This is a genomic window from Paenibacillus sp. A14 (genome assembly GCF_036864815.1).
Classification (GTDB): domain Bacteria; phylum Bacillota; class Bacilli; order Paenibacillales; family Paenibacillaceae; genus Fontibacillus; species Fontibacillus sanfengchensis.
Window position 1 is genome coordinate 1 of record NZ_JBAGJD010000021.1, and the last position, 18959, is coordinate 18959.

General features: G+C 55.2%; 14 protein-coding genes, 1 rRNA gene and 1 riboswitch. Of the genes, 4 read left to right on the forward strand and 11 right to left on the reverse strand.

Going from position 1 to position 18959, the window contains the following annotated elements:
• The 8 genes from V4U88_RS25915 to bcp form a co-directional block, all read right to left on the reverse strand.
• Nucleotides 1-188, reverse strand: a 16S ribosomal RNA gene (locus tag V4U88_RS25915); the annotation flags it as partial.
• A 420-nt stretch (nucleotides 189-608) separates the two neighbouring features.
• Nucleotides 609-2009: an NCS2 family permease gene (locus V4U88_RS25920; RefSeq protein ID WP_334076085.1), complete on the reverse strand. Its 1401-nt coding sequence runs from the start codon at nucleotides 2007-2009 to the stop codon at nucleotides 609-611.
• A gap of 174 nt (nucleotides 2010-2183) precedes the next feature.
• Nucleotides 2184-2284: riboswitch (purine riboswitch) on the reverse strand.
• Between the two features lie 295 nt (nucleotides 2285-2579).
• Entirely contained in the window at nucleotides 2580-4118 is a 1539-nt protein-coding gene (gene guaA, locus V4U88_RS25925; RefSeq protein WP_334076086.1) for a glutamine-hydrolyzing GMP synthase, read from the reverse strand.
• Nucleotides 4119-4196: 78 nt separating this feature from the next.
• Nucleotides 4197-6575 carry a transglutaminase-like domain-containing protein gene (locus V4U88_RS25930; protein WP_334076087.1) on the reverse strand — a complete coding sequence of 793 codons (2379 nt, stop codon included), beginning with the start codon at nucleotides 6573-6575 and terminating at the stop codon, nucleotides 4197-4199.
• Nucleotides 6562-7827: a DUF58 domain-containing protein gene (locus V4U88_RS25935; protein WP_334076088.1), complete on the reverse strand. Its 1266-nt coding sequence runs from the start codon at nucleotides 7825-7827 to the stop codon at nucleotides 6562-6564. Before V4U88_RS25935 ends, V4U88_RS25930 begins: the two co-directional genes overlap by 14 nt.
• Entirely contained in the window at nucleotides 7824-8786 is a 963-nt protein-coding gene (locus tag V4U88_RS25940; protein WP_334076089.1) for an AAA family ATPase, read from the reverse strand. The genes V4U88_RS25935 and V4U88_RS25940 overlap by 4 nt, the downstream gene beginning before the upstream one ends.
• An 88-nt stretch (nucleotides 8787-8874) precedes the next feature.
• The gene (locus tag V4U88_RS25945; RefSeq protein WP_334076090.1) at nucleotides 8875-10221 is read right to left on the reverse strand and encodes a polysaccharide deacetylase; all 1347 of its coding nucleotides are present in this window, start codon (nucleotides 10219-10221) and stop codon (nucleotides 8875-8877) included.
• A 172-nt stretch (nucleotides 10222-10393) separates the two neighbouring features.
• Entirely contained in the window at nucleotides 10394-10867 is a 474-nt protein-coding gene (gene bcp, locus V4U88_RS25950) for a thioredoxin-dependent thiol peroxidase (RefSeq protein WP_334076091.1), read from the reverse strand.
• 142 nt (nucleotides 10868-11009) lie between these two features.
• Between bcp and V4U88_RS25955 the strand changes: the two genes are divergently transcribed.
• On the forward strand, nucleotides 11010-12122 hold the full coding sequence (locus V4U88_RS25955) for an LCP family protein (RefSeq protein ID WP_334076092.1): 1113 nt from the start codon (nucleotides 11010-11012) through the stop codon (nucleotides 12120-12122).
• 99 nt (nucleotides 12123-12221) lie between these two features.
• Entirely contained in the window at nucleotides 12222-13532 is a 1311-nt protein-coding gene (locus tag V4U88_RS25960; RefSeq protein WP_334076093.1) for a glutamate-1-semialdehyde 2,1-aminomutase, read from the forward strand.
• Between the two features lie 48 nt (nucleotides 13533-13580).
• Here the strand turns inward: V4U88_RS25960 and V4U88_RS25965 are convergent, their stop codons facing one another.
• Nucleotides 13581-14063, reverse strand: a complete 483-nt coding sequence (locus V4U88_RS25965) for a hypothetical protein (RefSeq protein WP_334076094.1) — start codon at nucleotides 14061-14063, stop codon at nucleotides 13581-13583.
• Nucleotides 14064-14919: 856 nt separating this feature from the next.
• Between V4U88_RS25965 and V4U88_RS25970 the strand changes: the two genes are divergently transcribed.
• Nucleotides 14920-15312: a hypothetical protein gene (locus V4U88_RS25970; protein ID WP_334076095.1), complete on the forward strand. Its 393-nt coding sequence runs from the start codon at nucleotides 14920-14922 to the stop codon at nucleotides 15310-15312.
• A gap of 14 nt (nucleotides 15313-15326) precedes the next feature.
• Nucleotides 15327-16448, forward strand: a complete 1122-nt coding sequence (locus V4U88_RS25975; RefSeq protein WP_334076096.1) for a 5-methyltetrahydropteroyltriglutamate--homocysteine S-methyltransferase — start codon at nucleotides 15327-15329, stop codon at nucleotides 16446-16448.
• A 62-nt stretch (nucleotides 16449-16510) separates the two neighbouring features.
• Here the strand turns inward: V4U88_RS25975 and V4U88_RS25980 are convergent, their stop codons facing one another.
• Nucleotides 16511-17971 carry an ABC transporter substrate-binding protein gene (locus tag V4U88_RS25980; RefSeq protein WP_334076097.1) on the reverse strand — a complete coding sequence of 487 codons (1461 nt, stop codon included), beginning with the start codon at nucleotides 17969-17971 and terminating at the stop codon, nucleotides 16511-16513.
• A gap of 120 nt (nucleotides 17972-18091) precedes the next feature.
• The gene (locus tag V4U88_RS25985; protein ID WP_334076098.1) at nucleotides 18092-18958 is read right to left on the reverse strand and encodes a carbohydrate ABC transporter permease; all 867 of its coding nucleotides are present in this window, start codon (nucleotides 18956-18958) and stop codon (nucleotides 18092-18094) included.
• Between the last annotated feature and the right edge of the window lies 1 nt (nucleotide 18959).

Here is an 18959-nt window from a genome sequence, read left to right on the forward strand (position 1 = left end):
ATAAATTATCCGGTATTAGCTACCGTTTCCGGTAGTTATCCCAGTCTTACGGGCAGGTTGCCTACGTGTTACTCACCCGTCCGCCGCTAACCATCAGAAGTGCAAGCACTCCATCAAGTCCGCTCGACTTGCATGTATTAGGCACGCCGCCAGCGTTCGTCCTGAGCCAGGATCAAACTCTCCAATAAAGTTCAAACTTATTGAATAAGCTGATAGCTCATTTTGAATCTGACGAGAATTTTACTTCTCATTTTAATACTCACTCGTTGTTCAGTTTTCAAAGATCAACTTTGTTTCTTTCGCCATCGCCTCATCAGCGGCAACTTTTATAGTATAGCAAGCATTTACTCTAAAAGCAAGAACTATTTTTTACCACGATTTGTCGTAATGTCTTGCTCTTTGTCGTTTAATGCTGTCGCTCGCGGCGACATTTATTAATATACCAGACATGGCGCGCAAATACAAATTGTAAAACCTGAGTAAACTGCATCAAATATCCAAACCATGTTCCGGCGATGTTCGGTGGAGTTTTTTCTACTATATAATATAGAAAGAAACCCGCCTAAGCGAAAGATCGCTCAGACAGGCTGTTTTTTCTCCAACTTGACTTAACCTTGACTTCCGAAGAACACATACCGGGCAATGATGAGAACGGCGAGGATCCACATCATCCAGTGAATCTTGTATTTCGTTTTGCTGCGCAAGTTCGCAATGGAAGCCAGCACGACGTAGAACACGATGCCGAATGAGATTCCGTTGGCAATGTTATAGCTGAACGGCATCATTGTAATCGTCAGGAACGCCGGGATGGCGACAACCATATCCTGGAAGTCTATTTCACGGATCGACTGAACCATCAGCACGCCGACGATAATCAGAGCCGCGGCCGTGGCCGACCCCGGAATCAGAGCGGCAATCGGCGCCAGGAACAGAGCGAGCAAGAAGCACGCCCCGGTCGTTACTGCAGTTAAACCGGTACGTCCGCCTTCCGCAACCCCAGCCGCACTTTCAACATAAGCCGTCGTCGTGGAAGTTCCCAGCATCGCACCGCCGGTAACGGCAACCGCGTCGACGAGCATCGCTTTACCGACACGTTTTTTGCCTTCGTCCGGGTTCTTCATAATACCTGCACGAGTGGCCGTACCAACCAGCGTTCCGAAAGTATCAAAAAGTTCCACAAACGTAAATGTAGCAATCGCGGAAATAATCCCCGTGTGCATGATTCCTTGCCAGTCGAAACTCATGAAATTAATTTCGGAAAAATCCGGAATCCACTTGGCTTCACTTGTCGCTACCGAGTTGAAATCGACGGCCCCCATCAACATGGCAATCACCGTCGTGCCCAGAATCCCGAACAAAATGGCACCGCGAACTTGAAGCACCATCAATATGCCGATCAACAGCAATCCGATAAGAGCAAGCTGAACGTTCGTGTTATCCAGGCTGCCCAGGTGAATGACAGTTTCAAAAGACAATACATCGGTAAATTTATGAGCCGGAATATCGCTGCCGGCTTCGACACCGATCGTCATCAGCCCGCTATTTTTCAGGCCGATAATCGTAATGAACAAACCGATCCCCACCGTGATCGCGTGCTTCAATGCGTCCGGAATTGCCTCCAGCAGCATTTGGCGAACGTGAGTTACGGTAAGCAGAATAAAGATCAAACCGGAGATGAATACGGCGGTCAAGCCCATCTCCCAAGTAAAAGGATGATCCGTCGTTGCCGAAGAAAGCACTACAGAGGCAAAGTAAGCGTTCAGACCCATACCTGGTGCGAGAGCTACTGGGAAGTTAATAAAGAGACCCATTGCGATCGTAAAAATGCCAGCCGAAAGAGCTGTCGCCAGGAAAACAGAATACCAGCCCATGTCGATTTGGCCGAATGCCGTAAGCGTGTTGGGGTTGACCGTCAGGATGTAAGCCATGGCCATAAACGTGGTGAGGCCGGCCATAATCTCCGTACGAACTGTCGTACCATTCTGTTTCAGCTTAAAAAACCGATCCATGATTCAAAAACTCCTCCTTATTATGAGTCGGAAACGACAAAAAGCCCGGGGCCAATTGATATCCCCGGGTACCGTGACAGCGCAGAAGAAGAATGCATCAGGAGTATGAACGCGCGGCAGAGCCACGTCTTTCGATAAACGTGCCGCTGCCACTACATCTCCCGCCGATAGATATCGGCCGCTTCTTCTTTTCGTAGCCAGATCATTTACGGTGACCTCGTAGAGACTTCCGGGCCCATTCCCGGAATTATACGAAAAGCGTGGATGAAATTTGTCGAAATTTCCGAACAAGTCCTGGTTTCAAGACTTGTCACACGACTTATTCTAGGCCCGAACCCGAAGATTGTCAACCAAAAAAGCGAATATTAAATTATTCATAACCATATATTGTTCGCTTTTATGATAAATTTGAAGTATTTTTACTCTTTAATACGATTAGTGTTCCCTAATTGAAAGTGCATATCACGAATTCCGATGAAAAAAAAGAGCCCTCCCTTAAGCAAAACAAAGTTTGCCCTCAGGATAGCTCTTTTAATCAAGCTTATTTTAGCTGGTACTCCTCTAACTTTCCTATTCCCACTCAATCGTAGCCGGCGGTTTCGACGTCACGTCGTAAACCACGCGATTAACGTTCTCTACTTCATTGACGATGCGCACCGAGATCTTCTCCAGCACGTCCCAAGGGATACGTGCCCAGTCGGCGGTCATACCGTCGATGGATGTTACGGCACGGATGCCAACAGTGTAGGAATACGTACGAGCGTCGCCCATAACGCCAACACTCTTCATGTTAGGCAGCGCGGTGAAATACTGCCATATTTCACGGTCGAGTCCGGCCTTGGCGATCTCATCGCGCAAAATATAATCCGAATCGCGAACGATCTTCAGCTTCTCTTCCGTCACTTCGCCAAGCACGCGAATGGCCAAGCCAGGGCCCGGGAACGGTTGTCTCCAAACGATTTCTTTGGGCAGACCGCATTCTTCGCCTACTTTACGCACCTCATCCTTGAACAAGGTGTTCAGCGGTTCGATCAGCTCGAATTTCATATTCTCCGGCAGGCCGCCCACGTTATGGTGAGACTTGATGGTCTGCGCCGTAGCCGTGCCGCTCTCGACAATATCCGTATAGAGCGTACCTTGCGCCAAATATTTGAAATCGTCAAACCGGCCGGATTCTTCCTCGAATACATAGATGAATTCGTTACCGATGATTTTCCGCTTCTGCTCCGGATCGTCGACTCCGGCCAGCTTGGACAGGAAACGCTCGCGGGCGTCGATTTTGACGACCTTCATGTCGAATTTGCCGACAAAAGTCTCCATCACGCTCTCGGCTTCGCCTTTGCGGAGCAAACCGTGGTCGATGAACATACAGGTCAGTTGGTCGCCGATCGCTTTATGGATCAACATGGCCACGACGGAGGAATCGACCCCGCCGCTCAAAGCGCACAGAACCTTTTGATCCCCGACTTTCTCGCGGATTTCGCGGACCTTGTCCTCAATGAAAGTCTCCATGCTCCAGTTGCCTTCACAGCCGCAGATCTCATAGATGAAGTTTTTGATCATCTCGTTGCCGTTCACCGAGTGGCGTACTTCCGGATGAAACTGGACGCCGTACATGTTCTTCGCTTCATTTGCAAAGCCGGCGATCGGAGCATGGTCGGTGGACGCGTCCACCACGAATCCTTCCGGCAGCTCCACCACATGATCCCCATGGCTCATCCATACCGTCTGTTTGGCCTCAAGGCCTTTCGTCAGCGCCGAGTTCTCGGCAAACATGACATCCGCTTTCCCGTACTCACGTTTAGCGGCCCGTTCCACTTTACCGCCCAGTTGCTGCGCCATCAGCTGCATTCCGTAACAAATCCCCAAAATCGGCACGCCGACATCGTAAACCGCCGGGTCGATGTGCGGGGCATCCTCCGCATAAACACTGGAAGGTCCGCCCGAAAACACAACGCCTTTTGGCGCAAGCTCACGAATCCGCTCGACCGGCGTGTTGAACGGCAGCAGTTCGCTGTATACTCCCAAATCCCGGATTCGTCTGGCTATCAGTTGATTGTACTGGCCCCCGAAGTCGAGAACCACAATCATTTCATTTGGCTTATTCATTACCGAGCCTCCCTCAATTAATGAAACTAATTATACGAAACGACAAAAGAGGTCGTCAAGGCGCATACTACGGCATGTTCAGCGCTCCGGAAACGCCAGCTTCCGGCATAATTTGAGGAAATTCCGGCTCCGTGTCCGGTCCAGTCCGCCCCCTCCGTAGTAAAGGTGTTCCCAATCCCGGAGAAAGCGGCTTAATTGCCCGGCCTCTCCGCCATACTTGGGCGTAATATGTTCCACATATTCCCGCCCTGTCATCGCGGCGGTTTTTCCGCCATAGGAACGGCTCAGCTCTTGCCATACATAATCCGCCGCTCGCAACAGTTCCTTCCTGTCGGGAAAACGGCGGCGGCGTTTTAGCACATACAACCAAATCAGATAACCGCTCTGACGGAACCAGGTTCTTCTGTGGATCACCGCCATAGAAATGACAAAGACCAAGACCAGCAGGATGGTTGTCAAAAGAAGCAGATGCGTTCGAACCAAACTCCAGCCGGTAAAAAGCAAGGCTTTTCCCTTCTCCACCAGCATTCCCGCAAAGGCCAGCAGTTTATCCCAATCCACAGCCCCTCCCTTATGGTTTGGCTCTCCGCCGGTTGCATCCGGCAGTTCGGCCGCCAAAGCGGGTTCATAACCCGGGGTCGGATCAAACGGAATCCAACCTTCCCCGGGAAAATAGACCTCCACCCAGGAGTGGGCATCCGCATAACTGACCTCATAGCGATGCTCGTCATCCGAAGCGGCGGCTCCGGGGGCAAACCCTTTGACCCATCTGGCGGGAATGCCGCCGCTGCGAAGAAGCACGGTCATGGCCGTCGAGAAGTGATCGCAATACCCGGTTTTTTGTTCGAATAAAAAATAGTCGACAAAGTCCGCTCCTTCCGGGGGAATCTTCGTGTCCAAGCTGTAAACATAGCGTTCCTCCAAATACGCAGAAACCGCCTGTACCGCATCGTATCGGTTCGCCTGCCGGGAGGTAAGCTCCATGCCAAGCCGCCTTACCCGCTCGGATAACGTGTGCGGCAGCTGCAGTTCCCGCGCGGAAATCTCGTCGGGATCGTTTCCCGACGCCAGACGCAGCCGTTCCGGCGCAGCGGAAGGTGCGATGGCCGTAAGCTCGTAGCCGTACAGTTTTTGCCGGGAGGAGCTGCGCTCCGCGTAAACGGCATCGGCGTAACGATCATAGCGGGTGTCCGCATGGCCGAACTCCCCGGGGCGCTCCGAAAAAAGGCGCTCCACTTTCAGCGGCAGCCCGCCGCCGAAGAGCGGGGTTGTTCCGTTCACCTGACCTTTGAAAACGACCGTCTGCTTAATCGTTTTGACGGGAGGACCGAGCTCCCGCTCCTTCGACAGCGCCTCGTTCACCTCCGCCAAGCTCGACGCCGCGGACGAGCGGGAACCGGCGGAGTATGCAGACCACCCCCGGCCGGTGTAGACGCTTTTGCTCTCTCCGCGCCAGTAGGTCTGTTGAGGCGAAACGGCCGTAAAAAACGTCTCATGCCGCAGCCGCAGCGGAACACCGAGCCGCGTGTCGTCCTTGCTGTAGCCGGACAGGGCGTAATTGTCCGGCGTACCGCCGGTCAGGCGCGCGCCGCCCCAGTCCTCCCATGCGTGAATCACCTGGTTCCACGGGATGCTGCGGACCGGCTGAACCGGAAGCAGGAGGCTCAGCGCCCAAGCGCCCAGCACGCATAAGGCGGCCGTAGAAGTACCGGCCAGCAAGCCGCCGCCTCCCGTGGAGCCGCCGGTCACACTGCCGCCCGTGCCGTCGGCATGGCCCCCGTCATCCCGGCCAGTGGCGACAAGGCGAAGATGACGGCGGAACAGCAGGGCCTGCAGGGCCAGTCCCCATCCGGCAGAGCGCACAAGCCCGGGAAACGCCTGAACGCTGCCGGTCATCTCAAGCAGCAACAAATAAAACAGTGTGGCCAGAAAAAACAGCAGGATGCTTTGCTTGCTGAGCGCCAGCATTTGCACGGACACCACCAGCAGCGTCCAGCCGATCAGCAGCAGCAGAAAACGGGTTTCCTCGCTGATTCCGTAAAGCCGGCCGGTCTGCAGAATCTCCGTCACGTCCGCCGACAGAAGCCGGGCGAATCCGGTAATCCAGGACATTCCTTCTCCGCGCCCGTACAAGAAGAACATCGAGCCCCCGATCAAGAGAGGCGGGATGAAGGCATACAAATACGAGGGCAGACGCAGGCAGCCCGATACCAGCAATATACCGGTCAAGACGAGAAAGAGGCCGATGATCCTGCTCGGTTCGCCCGCCATAAAAGCGCGCAGCGGATAAAGCCACTCTCCGAACAACCCGAAGAGGAGGGCGGATAATAGAAGGGGCTGCCAGAAAGATAAAGACCGTCGCCGGGTTGGCGCGGGAAGAGCGGCGGCAGATAGCCCGGGATCCGCGGACGGCAACGGAATCGGCGGACCGCCATTCTGCAGCTTAGGCGATGACATGGCCGGCTCCTCCTTCCGAAAAACCCGGCAGCCCGCCCTGATACCGGCTGAGATCGATAAGCCGCAGGCCTTTTTCGCGCAACCGGGCCGCATGTCGGGCGGCTTCGAAATCCTGCTCCCGCAGACCGGCGCACCAAATTTCCAGGACCGCCCCACGCTCCGCCAGAAGCAGCGCCGCCTCCGTCAGTTCCGCCGTCAGGAAACCGGTGATGAACGTCATGGAGCGGCCTCTGGCGAGGGGCCAAGCCCTTTGCAGCAGATCCGGGCTTGACAGGCCCGCAACGGGCGCCGCTCCCGCGAGTTGATCAAGCCCCTCCTTAAGCCCATGGCGGCCGGAGAGGCTCCTCCAGGCCAGTCGGCCGTCCCGCGCCGCCGCGTCGCCGAGGCGGAAGTCCACCTCGCCAGAGCGGGCCAGCTCGCGGTCCAGCCAGGCCGCCGCCGCGCTGACGGCCAGCTCGAACCCGCCCGAGGCCGTGGCCCCGCCGCCCGCTGGATACGCCTTAGGGGACGTATCCAGCAGCAGGCAGCGGGAGGGGGCCACCAGCTCGTCGGGCACGCGCGTCAACAGAGCTCCCTTTTTGGCGGAGCTCTTCCAGTGTACATGCCGGAGCGGATCTCCCGGCGCATAGCTGCGCAAACGCCCCAAGTCCGGAGCGGACGGAAGCTCGGGAGTCCGTCCGGTTCCCGCGCCGTCCGCGTTGGGATCGAACGGACCCGTTCCGCCGGATAGCGCGGTCAGGGGAGCGGGATGAACGATCAATACATCGCCCGCGTCCGCGCGGAAGGTACGCTTGAACCACCCGAAGGAATCTCCCCAGGTAATCCGCATCCCCTCCGCTCGGTAGACGCCGCGTTTTACCGGCTTCAAATCATAAGTCCCGGTCCATTCCTTGCGCCAACCGCCAAATACAAGCTTGCCTCCCGACAGCCCCTCTCCTTGCGGCTCCGCTCGATCGCCGGAGTGCCGCCATTCGTCGTCCGCCCGGATCCATAAGGGAGGAGAGCCCCCATCGAGCGAAACGCGCACGGTTACCTCAACAGGCTCACCCGCCCTGGGATGTTGCGGATAATAGTTCCGCACCACATGAACCTGCCTGGGACCCAGCCATTGGGCGGCCGCTCCCTGCAGCGCGACCAGCAGGATCAGCAATAACAGGAACAACAGGGAAGTGCCTCCCCTCCATCCGTAAAAAGCTCCCAGGAAACCAGCGGTCAAAGCCATCAAAATCCAGATGCCGAACCCTTTATTCATAGGCCGCCTCCCGAGGCCTTGTGAAATACCGGAATATTTCCGTGATCCAGCAAGTCGCCCACCACTTGCTCAGGGCTGACCCCGGCGAGCGAGCTTTCCGGCTTCAGCATCAGGCGATGGGACAGGACGGGTCTCGCCACCCGTTTGACATCGTCGGGAATGACGAAGGAGCGGCCTTCAAAATAAGCCATCGCCTGGGAGGCACCCATCCAGGCTAGCGTCCCCCTGGGGCTGATGCCGAGCGACAGCTGGGAATGACGCCGGGATGCATCCGCAACCAGCACCAAGTACTTCTTGATCCGCTCATCCACCAGTACGGTCCTTACCTGCCGCTGCATGACCCGCATTTCTTCGGGCAAAAGAACCGGCTTGATGTCGGCGGGCGGCTCCTGCATGCGATTCAGCATTTCGATTTCTTGCTCCGGCTCCGGGTAGCCCAGGGACAAGCGCATTAAAAAACGATCCAGTTGCGCCTCCGGCAGCCGGTACGCTCCTTCATAATCCAGCGGATTTTGCGTGGCCAGCAGCAGGAACGGCTGAGGCAGCGCGCGCGTCACCCCGTCCACGGTGACTTTCCGCTCTTCCATGGCTTCCAGAAGCGCGGACTGCGTCCGGGGCGCCGCCCGGTTGATTTCATCCGCCAGAACGATATGGGCGTGAATAGGCCCGGGACGGAATTCGAACTGACCGGTATGCGGCAAGTAAACGGATACCCCCGTAACGTCGCCGGGGAGCAAGTCGGAGGTGAATTGAATCCGTCCGAACGTGCCTCCCACGCAAGCGGCCAGCGTGCGGACCAACATCGTTTTGCCGACCCCCGGCACATCCTCCAGCAAGATATGCCCGCCCTGCAGCATCGACACGACGGCAAGCACAATCTCTTCCCTTTTTCCGATAATGTTCCGTTCTACGCGTTCAACCAGCCTATCCAGAAGCACACGGGCTTGATCGTGGTCCATTATGATCCCTCCATCTCCAACAAATCTATCAACCAGTTTCCCCAAAAACTAGTCGTCATAGACATGCTGCAGCGGAAGAATACGCGTACTACATAGCCTTTACTCGTACGGACGTCTCTCTCATGGAAACCGAAGCTATCGGATGACCCGTCAGTTCGAGGAGCGGCTTCAAGGATACCCACAAAGATCCGTTCTTCGGGCTAAACCGGGTTTCATAGACGAGGGGCTTCCCGGCAACCCCAACTCCGTCCCGGGCTAAAGTGTCCGCCTTGGCATTCACTCTTAGGGTTACATCCCCCCAACGGATCACGGCAGACCGGGTCCGCTCATTCCAACTGACTTCAGCGCCCAACCGTTCCATCGTGGCCCTTAGCGGTACGATATACTGTCCTTCCTTCAGTTCGTATTCCCCGGCATCCAGCCGGATTCCCACGCCTCCAGCCTCCACCAACAGCGGCCGGCCGGGGGCGAAAAGCTCGGCATTCGGCGTGACGTGCGTCTCGATCCAGCTTCGGGATGGAGCGGACTTCTTCCGCGTTTTGGATGCATCCGCCAGGGTAAACTGCACCGGTTCCTGCTCCGGGGTTAGGGCCCGGAAGATGTAGCCGTGCTTTTTATAAAAACGGATGATATCCGGCAGCGCCTTGACGGACTCCTTATGTCCGGGACCGTCGTGCAGAAGGACAATCATTTCATTTTGGAGCTTGGCGGATTTGATGTTGGACAGGATTTCCGACGCCGGCACATTTCTACGTTTGGAATCCCCGCTGTCGACGTTCCAGTCAAACACCTTGTAGCCGCCCAGTTTCAGCAGGTTGAAATACGTCTTGTCAAAATGCCCGTAGGTTCCGCCGGGAGCGCGGACCATCTCGGGCCGTTCCCCCGTGATCTCCCGCAGGACTTCTTCCGTCCGCTTGATCTGCTCCCAAAACTCCGGAAAGCTTTTATAAAGCTCGCCGTACTCATGATTATAGGTATGATTGCCCAGCGCATGGCCGGCTTCCGCGATGCGGTGTATGACTTCCGGGGACCGTTCCGCCTGCTTTCCCAGAACGAAAAAAGTCGCCGTCACCCGCTCCTCCGCCAAAATGCGCAGCACCTCGTCCGTCAGCTTACTCGGGCCGTCGTCAAAGGTAAGGTAGACTACCTTCTCTTTCTTGCCGGCCCCGTTCGCCAATACGATGTCCGCCCCCGCGGCTCCGTCTTTTTCTTTTTCTTTTCCGTGGCTTAGTAGCGGCTTCACAGCGCTCTCCCTCTCCCGAACCTCATGGGATTTGCGCGGCATTTGCTGCGCGGCCTGAGCCAAGGGCTGTGCGGAACCGGGCGCCAGACCCGCCTCCCTCTCTCCGAACGTCCATACCGCCGCCGTGAACAGAACCGTTGCCAGCACCGCCCCCCGAATGGTTTTGAACCGCGTGCTCCACATTCTTCTCATATATCTCAACCTCCACCGTTTATATCAATCCTTAGTCTTTCTGGTAGATTGTATGAAGGTAGAGAAGAAAATAGACTTCTTCAATTTCGGGAAAGTCAGGTCGATATATAGTGTATATATATAACAAGGACCGCCCAGGCCTGCCGAAACCGACAGACGGACGATCCTCTTTTTACCGCAAAGCTTGGACGGCTTCGACGACCCTTTCCGCATGGTCTTTGACCCGGACTCCCCGCCATTCCTGAACCAGACGACCTTCCTCATCGATCAAAAAGGTGGAACGCACAATGCCTTCGTATTCACGTCCATACAGCTTTTTGAGCTGCCAGACGCCGAACAACCGGCAAACTTCGTGATCTTCGTCCGACAGCAAAGGAAAAGGCAGTTGTTGCTTCTCCCTGAAACGGTCATGGGATTTGACCGGGTCTCCGCTGATGCCGAGAACCACCGCGCCAAGCTCCTGAAGCCGTCCGCTCCGGTCGCGGAAATCGCAGGCCTCTTGCGTGCAGGCGGGCGTCATATTTTTCGGATAAAAGTAAATGACCACCTTGCGGCCGCGTAATGAGCTTAAAGTAATATTTCCCCCTCCGCTGGCCGGAAGCGTGAAGTCGGGGACGAGTTGTCCCGGTTGTACCTGATTTTCCATCACCGTTTTGCTCCTATCTCGTCTAAAAAATGGTTAATTATGATAAATTGATTGTAAATATAAAAGAAATTATAATGTAATGAAATGAAGACATCCATAAAACAAGCGAATTTATCCGTTTTACGCTGAAAGGACGAACAAAATGACAAAACGCACAAAGCGGGCGATCCTTTGGTCTGTGGCCGGAGTTCTGATCGCTGTCGCCGCCCTCGTGGCTTACTATTTTATCGCTATATACAATCAAGTCGACAATTTTAAAAAAAGCGGCGAAGATTCCCCTTTTTATAATGTAAAACCTACCGAAACCAAAGTCCCCGAACCCCCCAAATGGGAAGGTACCGAGCGCGTTAATATTCTGCTGATGGGCGTGGATGCCCGCGGTTTGAAAAAGGGCGAGATCCCCCGCTCCGATACGATGCTGGTCGCCTCCCTTGATCCGGTTGCCAAGAAAATCCACCTGTTCTCCATTATGCGCGACACCTATACCGAGATTCCCGAACACGGCTCCGACCGCATTAATACCGCTATTACGCATGGGCCTAATACGGCGATGAAAGCTGTGTCCGATCTGCTCGGCATTCCGATCCAGTATTATGTGTATACCGACTTCCGGGGATTCATCGAATTGGTGGATGCGGTCGGAGGGGTTGATTTCTACGTTGAAAAAGATATGCGTTACACCAGCAAAGCGGATAATCATGAATACGATATCGATCTCAAAAAAGGACAGCAGCATTTGGACGGCAAAACCGCCCTGCAATACGTGCGCTTCCGGCATGACGCCATGTCCGATTTCACGCGGACGGAGCGTCAGCGCAACTTCCTGAAGGCCGTCGCGGAAAAGTTGAAATCAACGACCTCGATCATGAAGCTGCCGACGATTCTGGAAAAGGTCAATCCTTACATCGATACAAACCTGTCCGTGGAGGATATGTGGAAGCTCGCCACCGTGGGCTACGACAGCCAAATGGGCTCCAGCGAGCAGATTCCGCCGATGGAACTGCTAGTGGAGAGGAAGGTCGGCGGCTCGGATGTGCTTGGCGTACGCAGCGAAGACGAACTGAAGGAATACGTGCAGAACGTATTCACCAAAGTGAAAGAGACAGAGACAACTACGACCGGAACGCCAACGACCGGGGAATCGAAGAATTCGGACAGCGACGCGGGCGGAACGGGAAGCTCAAAATCAGGCTCCGGGTCGGGGGCGGATTCTGCAAGATCGGATTCGACGCCGGCCGCTTCCGCCGGACCATGAAGCCAGGGGCGGCGTTAAAGCCCCTGCCCGGCAGGAAGCCGGCGGGCTCCTTACGGCGGCCCGCCATCCGAACCTATTTGCGAAAGGAAGTTATCTTCAATGAACCGAAAACAATCCGAGCTTCTCTATGAAGAAGCCCTAAAGCACATTGTCGGCGGCGTCAACAGCCCCTCCCGTTCTTTTAAAGCGGTTGGCGGCGGGGCGCCCGTCTTTATGAAAAAAGCCCAAGGCGCCTACTTCTGGGACGTGGACGGCAACCGATACGTCGATTATCTGGCCGCCTACGGCCCAATCATTACCGGACATGCCCATCCGCATGTGACGAAGGCGATCCAGGAGGCGGCCGCGAACGGCACGCTTTACGGCACGCCGACCGAGCTGGAAATCCGGCTGGCTTCCATGCTGAAGGAAGCCATTCCGTCGATGGACAAGGTCCGGTTCGTCAACTCCGGAACCGAGGCCGTGATGACGACGATCCGGGTGGCGCGGGCCTATACGAAACGCAATAAAATTATCAAATTTGCCGGATGCTATCACGGCCATTCCGACCTGGTGCTGGTCGCCGCCGGATCGGGTCCGTCCACGCTGGGAATTCCCGACAGCGCGGGAATTCCGACGAGCATCGCCCACGAGGTGATTACCGTGCCGTTTAACGATGCTTCGGCGCTGAAGGAGGCGCTCGACCGGTGGGGCGACGACGTCGCCGCCGTCATGGTTGAGCCGATCGTCGGCAATTTCGGCATGGTTATGCCGAAGGACGGCTTCCTTGAGGAACTGTGCCGGCTGGCCCGGGAGTACGGTGCGCTCGTCATTTACGACGAGGTGATCACCGCCTTCCGGTTCCATTACGGCTCCGCCCAAACGTACGCCGGGCTGAAGCATCATGACCGGATCAAGCCGGATCTGACCGCGCTCGGCAAAATCATCGGCGGCGGCCTGCCGATCGGCGCGTACGGCGGCAGCAAGGAAATCATGGAGCAGGTGGCACCGCTGGGCCCGGCCTACCAGGCCGGGACGATGGCGGGCAACCCCGCCTCGATTTCCGCCGGCATCGCCTGCCTGGAGGTGCTGCAAAGCCCCGGCGTCTACGAGGAGATGGAGCGCCTGACGATCAAGCTGACGGACGGCCTGGCCGACTCGGCCCGCCGTCACGAGGTGCCCCTGACGATCAACCGGATCCGCGGGTCGTTCTCGGCGCACTTCTGCGATCATCCGGTCACCAATTACGCGGAAGCCCAGGATACCGACACCGAAGCGTTCGCCGCCTTCTTCCGCGCCATGCTGAACCGCGGCGTCAATCTGGCTCCGTCGAAATACGAAGCCTGGTTCCTGACGACCGCCCACACGGAAGCAGACATCGACTTCACGTTGGAAGCGGCGGAAGCGGCGTTTAAGGAAATAGCCCGATAAACAGAGAAGGCTGCTTGATCTAACCAAGCAGCCTTCTTTTTATTGTGATTAGGGCTTATAGGACTGCAGGTAGGAAGCAACGGCTTGGACCGTCTGCCGCATATCCGAAAAATCCAAGCCGCCCTCCGGCGAGATTCGGCTTATTTTCACTAAAATATTGTTGTATGAAAGCATACATTCATCGTAATTGTGCAAAAAGTCATGTTCGTTGTAGGTATCCGTCGAATTGGTGGGCCAAAAGATCATATCTTTGCCGAGCGAAGCATTTAAATAAACCAAATCGATGACCGTGATCACCTGTTTCTTGTCTTGATAATAGATCCTCTCCTGCGTTTCCGTATTCGACTGTTCCCCGTCCAGCGTCAAAATTGATCTTTTTCCAAATGAAGACTCCTTGTCGATGGCCACCAAATTAATATCGTCCGTCTTTTCAATCAGCTTTGACGATGGCAACTCCAACTGCGCCGCCATATTTCTGAACAACTCCCGATACTGCTCATACGAAATCATAGTATGGTCAACTTCGTTCATAACGGTGTTGGGAGATGATTTGGAACAACCAACAAGCATTAACAGACCAAAAATAAGCACTATGGCTAATTTTCTATTAGATTTTAGTTTCTGAGTGTTCAATGGTGGTATCATTTTCATCTTCATTTACATCCCCCCACCCCGAATCGTAGTAAGCCTGCGGCTATCAAGATGCCGAACGCACTTCCAGGCACTGACGTTGCACCACTTCTGACATGATGCTGCTTATTTTAAAACTCTTCGCCTCAGCGTAGACGGGCTGAACCCCGCGCCCCGCAACTTCCATAGCCGCCCGCTGAAGTAGCGACCTTTTGGGGCCTTTGGGGCCGCTATTTCGGCCCGATTCGGCTCCACGGGGATCATAGCGGTCAAAAAAGGCCTTATTGCCCTGTTGCGGGCACCGAAATCGGGGTTTGGCCTGCTTTTTCCCGGAATAAGGGCCTAAAAAGCCGCTGCTTTACACCGCCCAGCCGAATTCGACAAAATAGCGTCGCAAAAGGCCTTTATATATCTGTGTAACGGGTTCTTTGCATACTCTTGGCCCGAATTAAAGGGAATTCTTCCCGTTAATTTGGGGCGTATGCGGCTGAAAAGACGATTTAGCTGGAGAACCTCCCGCTAATTCGCCTGAAATTGTGTATATCGGCTGTTGGGCCGCGAAATAGATGGAACTTTTCCAGCTAAATCCGATCCAAGAGCCAAGAGCGATACATTAACGGGAGGTTTTCCCGTTAGTGCACTGACTCCAACGATAGCGCTTGTATCTCTACAATTGTGGATGTTGGCAACATATCTCCGAAACCATTTACCACCGTTGCCCAACGCCAATTCTTTAGTTCAACCTAAATAGCGAGCCATGCAGCAAACACTAAACCGGCAACTGAACCGGATGATGCCCTTAATCACGCCCACCAGCATTGTGATCGGCGTGATTTGCGGCTGCAATCTGGCCCGCTTATACTTCTCTGTCCCCGTGGGTGTTTGCCTTCATGACCATTACCTGTTTATCCCTTCATCTGGCGATGCCGCTGTTCGGCATGGCCGCGGGGCATCCGGCGTTTCCGGGGATCTCTATACGATGGCCGGGTCTATGCTTAGCCCGCACGCGGCAGCGGCGGGCGCGGCGGCAGCGGCGGATTTTGCTCTACCGCTATTCTTCATTAGCGCATTCACGTATAATAGAATGATATACCAGAACACTGTCCCCGGCCGGCCTACGGACCGAAAAGGCAGCGAAATATCTAGTTAAAGGATGGGAGTACCTTGAATCAATCCGCAACGAAGTCCCTAAAACGCAGCATCCCGCCGTTTCGGGCCGATCAGGTAGGCAGCCTGCTCCGGACCGAAGCGATCAAAAAAGCCCGCGAACAGCGCGCGGCCGGCAGTCTGTCGGCCGAACAGCTGCGGGAAACCGAAAATGAAGAAATCCGCCGCATTGTGGGGAAACAGAAGGAAATCGGCCTTCAGGCCGTCACCGACGGGGAGTTCCGCCGGGCATGGTGGCATTTTGATTTTCTCGAGAATCTCGACGGCGTACAAGGCTATGAACCGGAAAGCGGCATCCAGTTCCATGGGGTGCAAACGAAAGCCCACAGCATCAAAGTCACCGGCAAACTCGATTTCAGCGACCACCCGATGCTGGAACATTTCAAATTTTTGCAGGGACTGGCCGGCTCGCATACGGCAAAACTGACAATTCCGAGCCCTAATATGCTCTACTACCGCGGTAAAATCGAAACGCCTATTTATGAGGATAAAGAAGTCTTGTTCCGTGATGTAACCCTGGCCTATCAAAAAGCGATCCGCGCTTTCTACGATGCGGGCTGCCGCTACCTCCAGCTGGACGATACGTCCTGGGCCGGCTTCTTTACGGAAGAGTCCCGGGAGAAGCTCCGCGCGGAAGGCAAAGATCCCGAGGCCATGATCGAGCTATCGGCCAAAATCATCAATGAGGCGATCGAAAATCGCCCGGCGGACATGGCTATCACCATGCACATTTGCCGCGGCAATTTCCGCTCCACCTGGACCGCTTCCGGCGGCTACGACGCGGCGGCGGAAGCGATTTTTGGCGGCCTGAACCTGGACGGGCTGTTCCTGGAGTTCGACGATGAACGCTCCGGCGGATTCGAACCCCTCCGCTATGTGAATAGACCCGACTTGCAAGTCGTGCTCGGCTTGGTCACATCCAAGTTCGGGGAGCTCGAGAACCCGGACACGATCAAACGGCGTATCGACGAAGCCGCCCGTTACGTGAGCCTCGACCAGCTTTGCCTAAGCCCGCAGTGCGGTTTTGCTTCCACCGAGGAAGGCAACCTGGTTGCCGAAGAGCAACAGTGGGCCAAACTGCGCCACGTCGTGGAAATCGCCGCAGACGTGTGGAAGTAACCGGCAATCCGCATATCAAAAGCCGTCCCGAAGACCGGGACGGCTTTTTCCGTTGCATTCGCTTACTTCTGCGGCGCTTTGTTGAAGAAATTTTCCTGTACGTATTTGGCCGCTACGTCCAACTGCTCTTTGGAGTTCGTGTCTTTCTTCGAGAACGACTCCTGCACGACATTGGACATCGTCGCGTAGTAATCCTGCGTGCCGAATTGGGCCTCCGGCTTGCCTTCCAGCAGGCTGAACAGCTGTGGATCGTATTTGTACACATTGTCGTATTTGTCGTAAATGGCTTTCACTTTGGCGGCATATTCCGAGTCATCGCTGAAGTACTCCAGCGGCGTCGGAATATAGTACTTGCCCTCGTCCTTGCGGGCTTTGATCGTATCCTCCACCGATTTAAGGGCGTCATCGGTAAAATAGTCGAACGTAATATAGCGGAACGCCATCTCCTGCTCATCTTTCGTCGCGTTCGGATTGATGACGAGGTAGTTGCCGCCCAAAATGCCGTAATGCTTGCCGCCTTTTTCAGCCGCAGGCATCGGATAGGCGACGACGTCTTCCGGCTTCATGCCGCCCTCGTTCAGCGCCGCCTGAATCACGTCGAACGCCCCGGCGATCACCATCGCCGTCCGCCCTTGCTTGAAGGAGCTGATCGCATCGCCCCAACCGAGCGCCCAGTCCTGCGGAATCGCATTCGCTTCCCATCTCAGCTTTTTGTAGAAATCCAGCGCTTTGACGCCAGCTTCGGAGTTGAACACCGCCGTCAGCTTGCCGCCTTCGCTCGTTTGGATGTCTCCGCCGAGTTCAAACAGGAAGTTCGTCCAGTTCCAGCCCGCTTCATTCCCTTTCCCCATCGGCGCGATGCCGGAGATGCCCTTCTTCGGATCGGCCGTGCCCTTGGCCACATTGTACATATCGTCCCACGTCCAGTCGAACGCCGGCATCGACACGCCTTTGTCATCCAACAGCTTTTTGTTGATGACTGTAGAAGTAACGTAACCGTTTTGCGTGATGCCGTACACTTTGTCGTCCACAATGAATTGGTTCTGCAGCACAGGGTTTATTTCGTCCTTGTACTCCCAATTGTTCCACAGGTCCGTGATGTCGGCCACCCAGCCCCGTTCCACGAGCAACTGAGCTTCCGTCGCCCAGGTATTGTAGAACGTCGGCGCTTCGTTAGAGGCCATCTTCGCCCCGATTTCGTTTACGTCGTAATCCCAGTCGTCTTTCACGATCGTTACGTTCGGATATTTTGCCTGGAAGCGGGCGATTTTATCGTCTTCCTGCTTGCGCAGTGTCGTTTCGTCCGGCAGCGGATAGTGAATCTTCAGTGTGACCTTGCGCTGGGCAATATCCCCCGTATCTCCCGAGGCTCCGCCGTTGTCCCCGGCTTTGTTGCCGCTCGTGTTGCCGGCGGTGCCGTTCGCGCCCTCCGCTTTGTTTTTGGCACCACCGCCGCCCCCGCAGGCCGCCAGCAAGGAACCGAACAGCACAAGGCACATCAAAAGTACAGAAAACTTGCGCATTGAAACTCCCCTTTTCGTAATATTAATGTTGTAATGACATCTTCATCTTAAAAGAGAACATGCCGGTAATCGATGTGTGATCGTATTCCTTTCATGTGCAGGCCTACGATTCTGAAAGCGCTATCCCTTGACGGCGGACAAGCCGACGCTGCGCATAATGAACTTCTGGAACACCAGGAAGACGAAGATCGGCGGAATCATCACCATAAAAAGGATCGTGAACTTCACGTTGGTATCCAGGCTGCGCGCGCTGACCACATATTTGTAGATCGCCGTAGCCAACGTGTATTTGTCTTCGGTCTGCATGACCAGTGATGGCCAGAACCAATCGTTCCACGCGGTGGAAAAGATAAAAATCGCCAGCGTTGCGAATATCGGCACCGACAGCGGCACCGCGATGCGGATGAATCCGGTCCATTCCGAAGCCCCGTCGATCCGGGCCGCCTCGAAAATTTCCGGATGGATGCCGTCGAAGAAATTTTTGATGAGCAGGAAATAGTAAGCGCTGGCCCCCGCCGGAAGCCAGAAAGCCCAGTACGTGTTCAGCAAGCCTAGCTCCTTCAGGTTGACGAAGTTCGGAATCATGTAGCTGGAGGCCGGAATAAACAGCGTCATCAGAATGAAGAAATAGATGACCCGGCCGTAAGGGACGCGAATCCGGGAGATACTGAACGCGGCAAGGCCCAGCACGAGGATGATCATGATCAGACTTCCGACGAAGATCAGCATCGTATTTTTCAGATAAGTCGGCAGATCTATGAACTCCCAGCCTCTGGAGAAGTTTTCCCAATGCCACTCCTGCGGGAAAAAGCGCGGCGGAAACGAGTTGACCTCCGGGTTGCTCTTGAGCCCGTTAAACAGCGTCATCGCAATCGGATACAGCATGGTCACCGCCATAACCGCGATACACAGCATCATCAAGCCGTAGACGACTTTATTTAACGGCTTCCGCAGATCGGCCGGCGATAAAATCCCTCTTTCCTTCATG

Coding starts and splice junctions, on each gene's coding strand:
- V4U88_RS25955 (WP_334076092.1), top strand. CDS start 11,010: ATGACAAAACGCACAAAGCGGGCGATCCTTTGGTCTGTGGCCGGAGTT.
- V4U88_RS25930 (WP_334076087.1), bottom strand. CDS start 6,575: ATGTCATCGCCTAAGCTGCAGAATGGCGGTCCGCCGATTCCGTTGCCG.
- V4U88_RS25940 (WP_334076089.1), bottom strand. CDS start 8,786: ATGGACCACGATCAAGCCCGTGTGCTTCTGGATAGGCTGGTTGAACGC.
- V4U88_RS25935 (WP_334076088.1), bottom strand. CDS start 7,827: ATGAATAAAGGGTTCGGCATCTGGATTTTGATGGCTTTGACCGCTGGT.
- V4U88_RS25945 (WP_334076090.1), bottom strand. CDS start 10,221: ATGAGAAGAATGTGGAGCACGCGGTTCAAAACCATTCGGGGGGCGGTG.
- V4U88_RS25980 (WP_334076097.1), bottom strand. CDS start 17,971: ATGCGCAAGTTTTCTGTACTTTTGATGTGCCTTGTGCTGTTCGGTTCC.
- V4U88_RS25960 (WP_334076093.1), top strand. CDS start 12,222: ATGAACCGAAAACAATCCGAGCTTCTCTATGAAGAAGCCCTAAAGCAC.
- V4U88_RS25985 (WP_334076098.1), bottom strand. CDS start 18,958: ATGAAGGAAAGAGGGATTTTATCGCCGGCCGATCTGCGGAAGCCGTTA.
- bcp (WP_334076091.1), bottom strand. CDS start 10,867: ATGGAAAATCAGGTACAACCGGGACAACTCGTCCCCGACTTCACGCTT.
- guaA (WP_334076086.1), bottom strand. CDS start 4,118: ATGAATAAGCCAAATGAAATGATTGTGGTTCTCGACTTCGGGGGCCAG.
- V4U88_RS25965 (WP_334076094.1), bottom strand. CDS start 14,063: ATGAACGAAGTTGACCATACTATGATTTCGTATGAGCAGTATCGGGAG.
- V4U88_RS25970 (WP_334076095.1), top strand. CDS start 14,920: ATGCAGCAAACACTAAACCGGCAACTGAACCGGATGATGCCCTTAATC.
- V4U88_RS25920 (WP_334076085.1), bottom strand. CDS start 2,009: ATGGATCGGTTTTTTAAGCTGAAACAGAATGGTACGACAGTTCGTACG.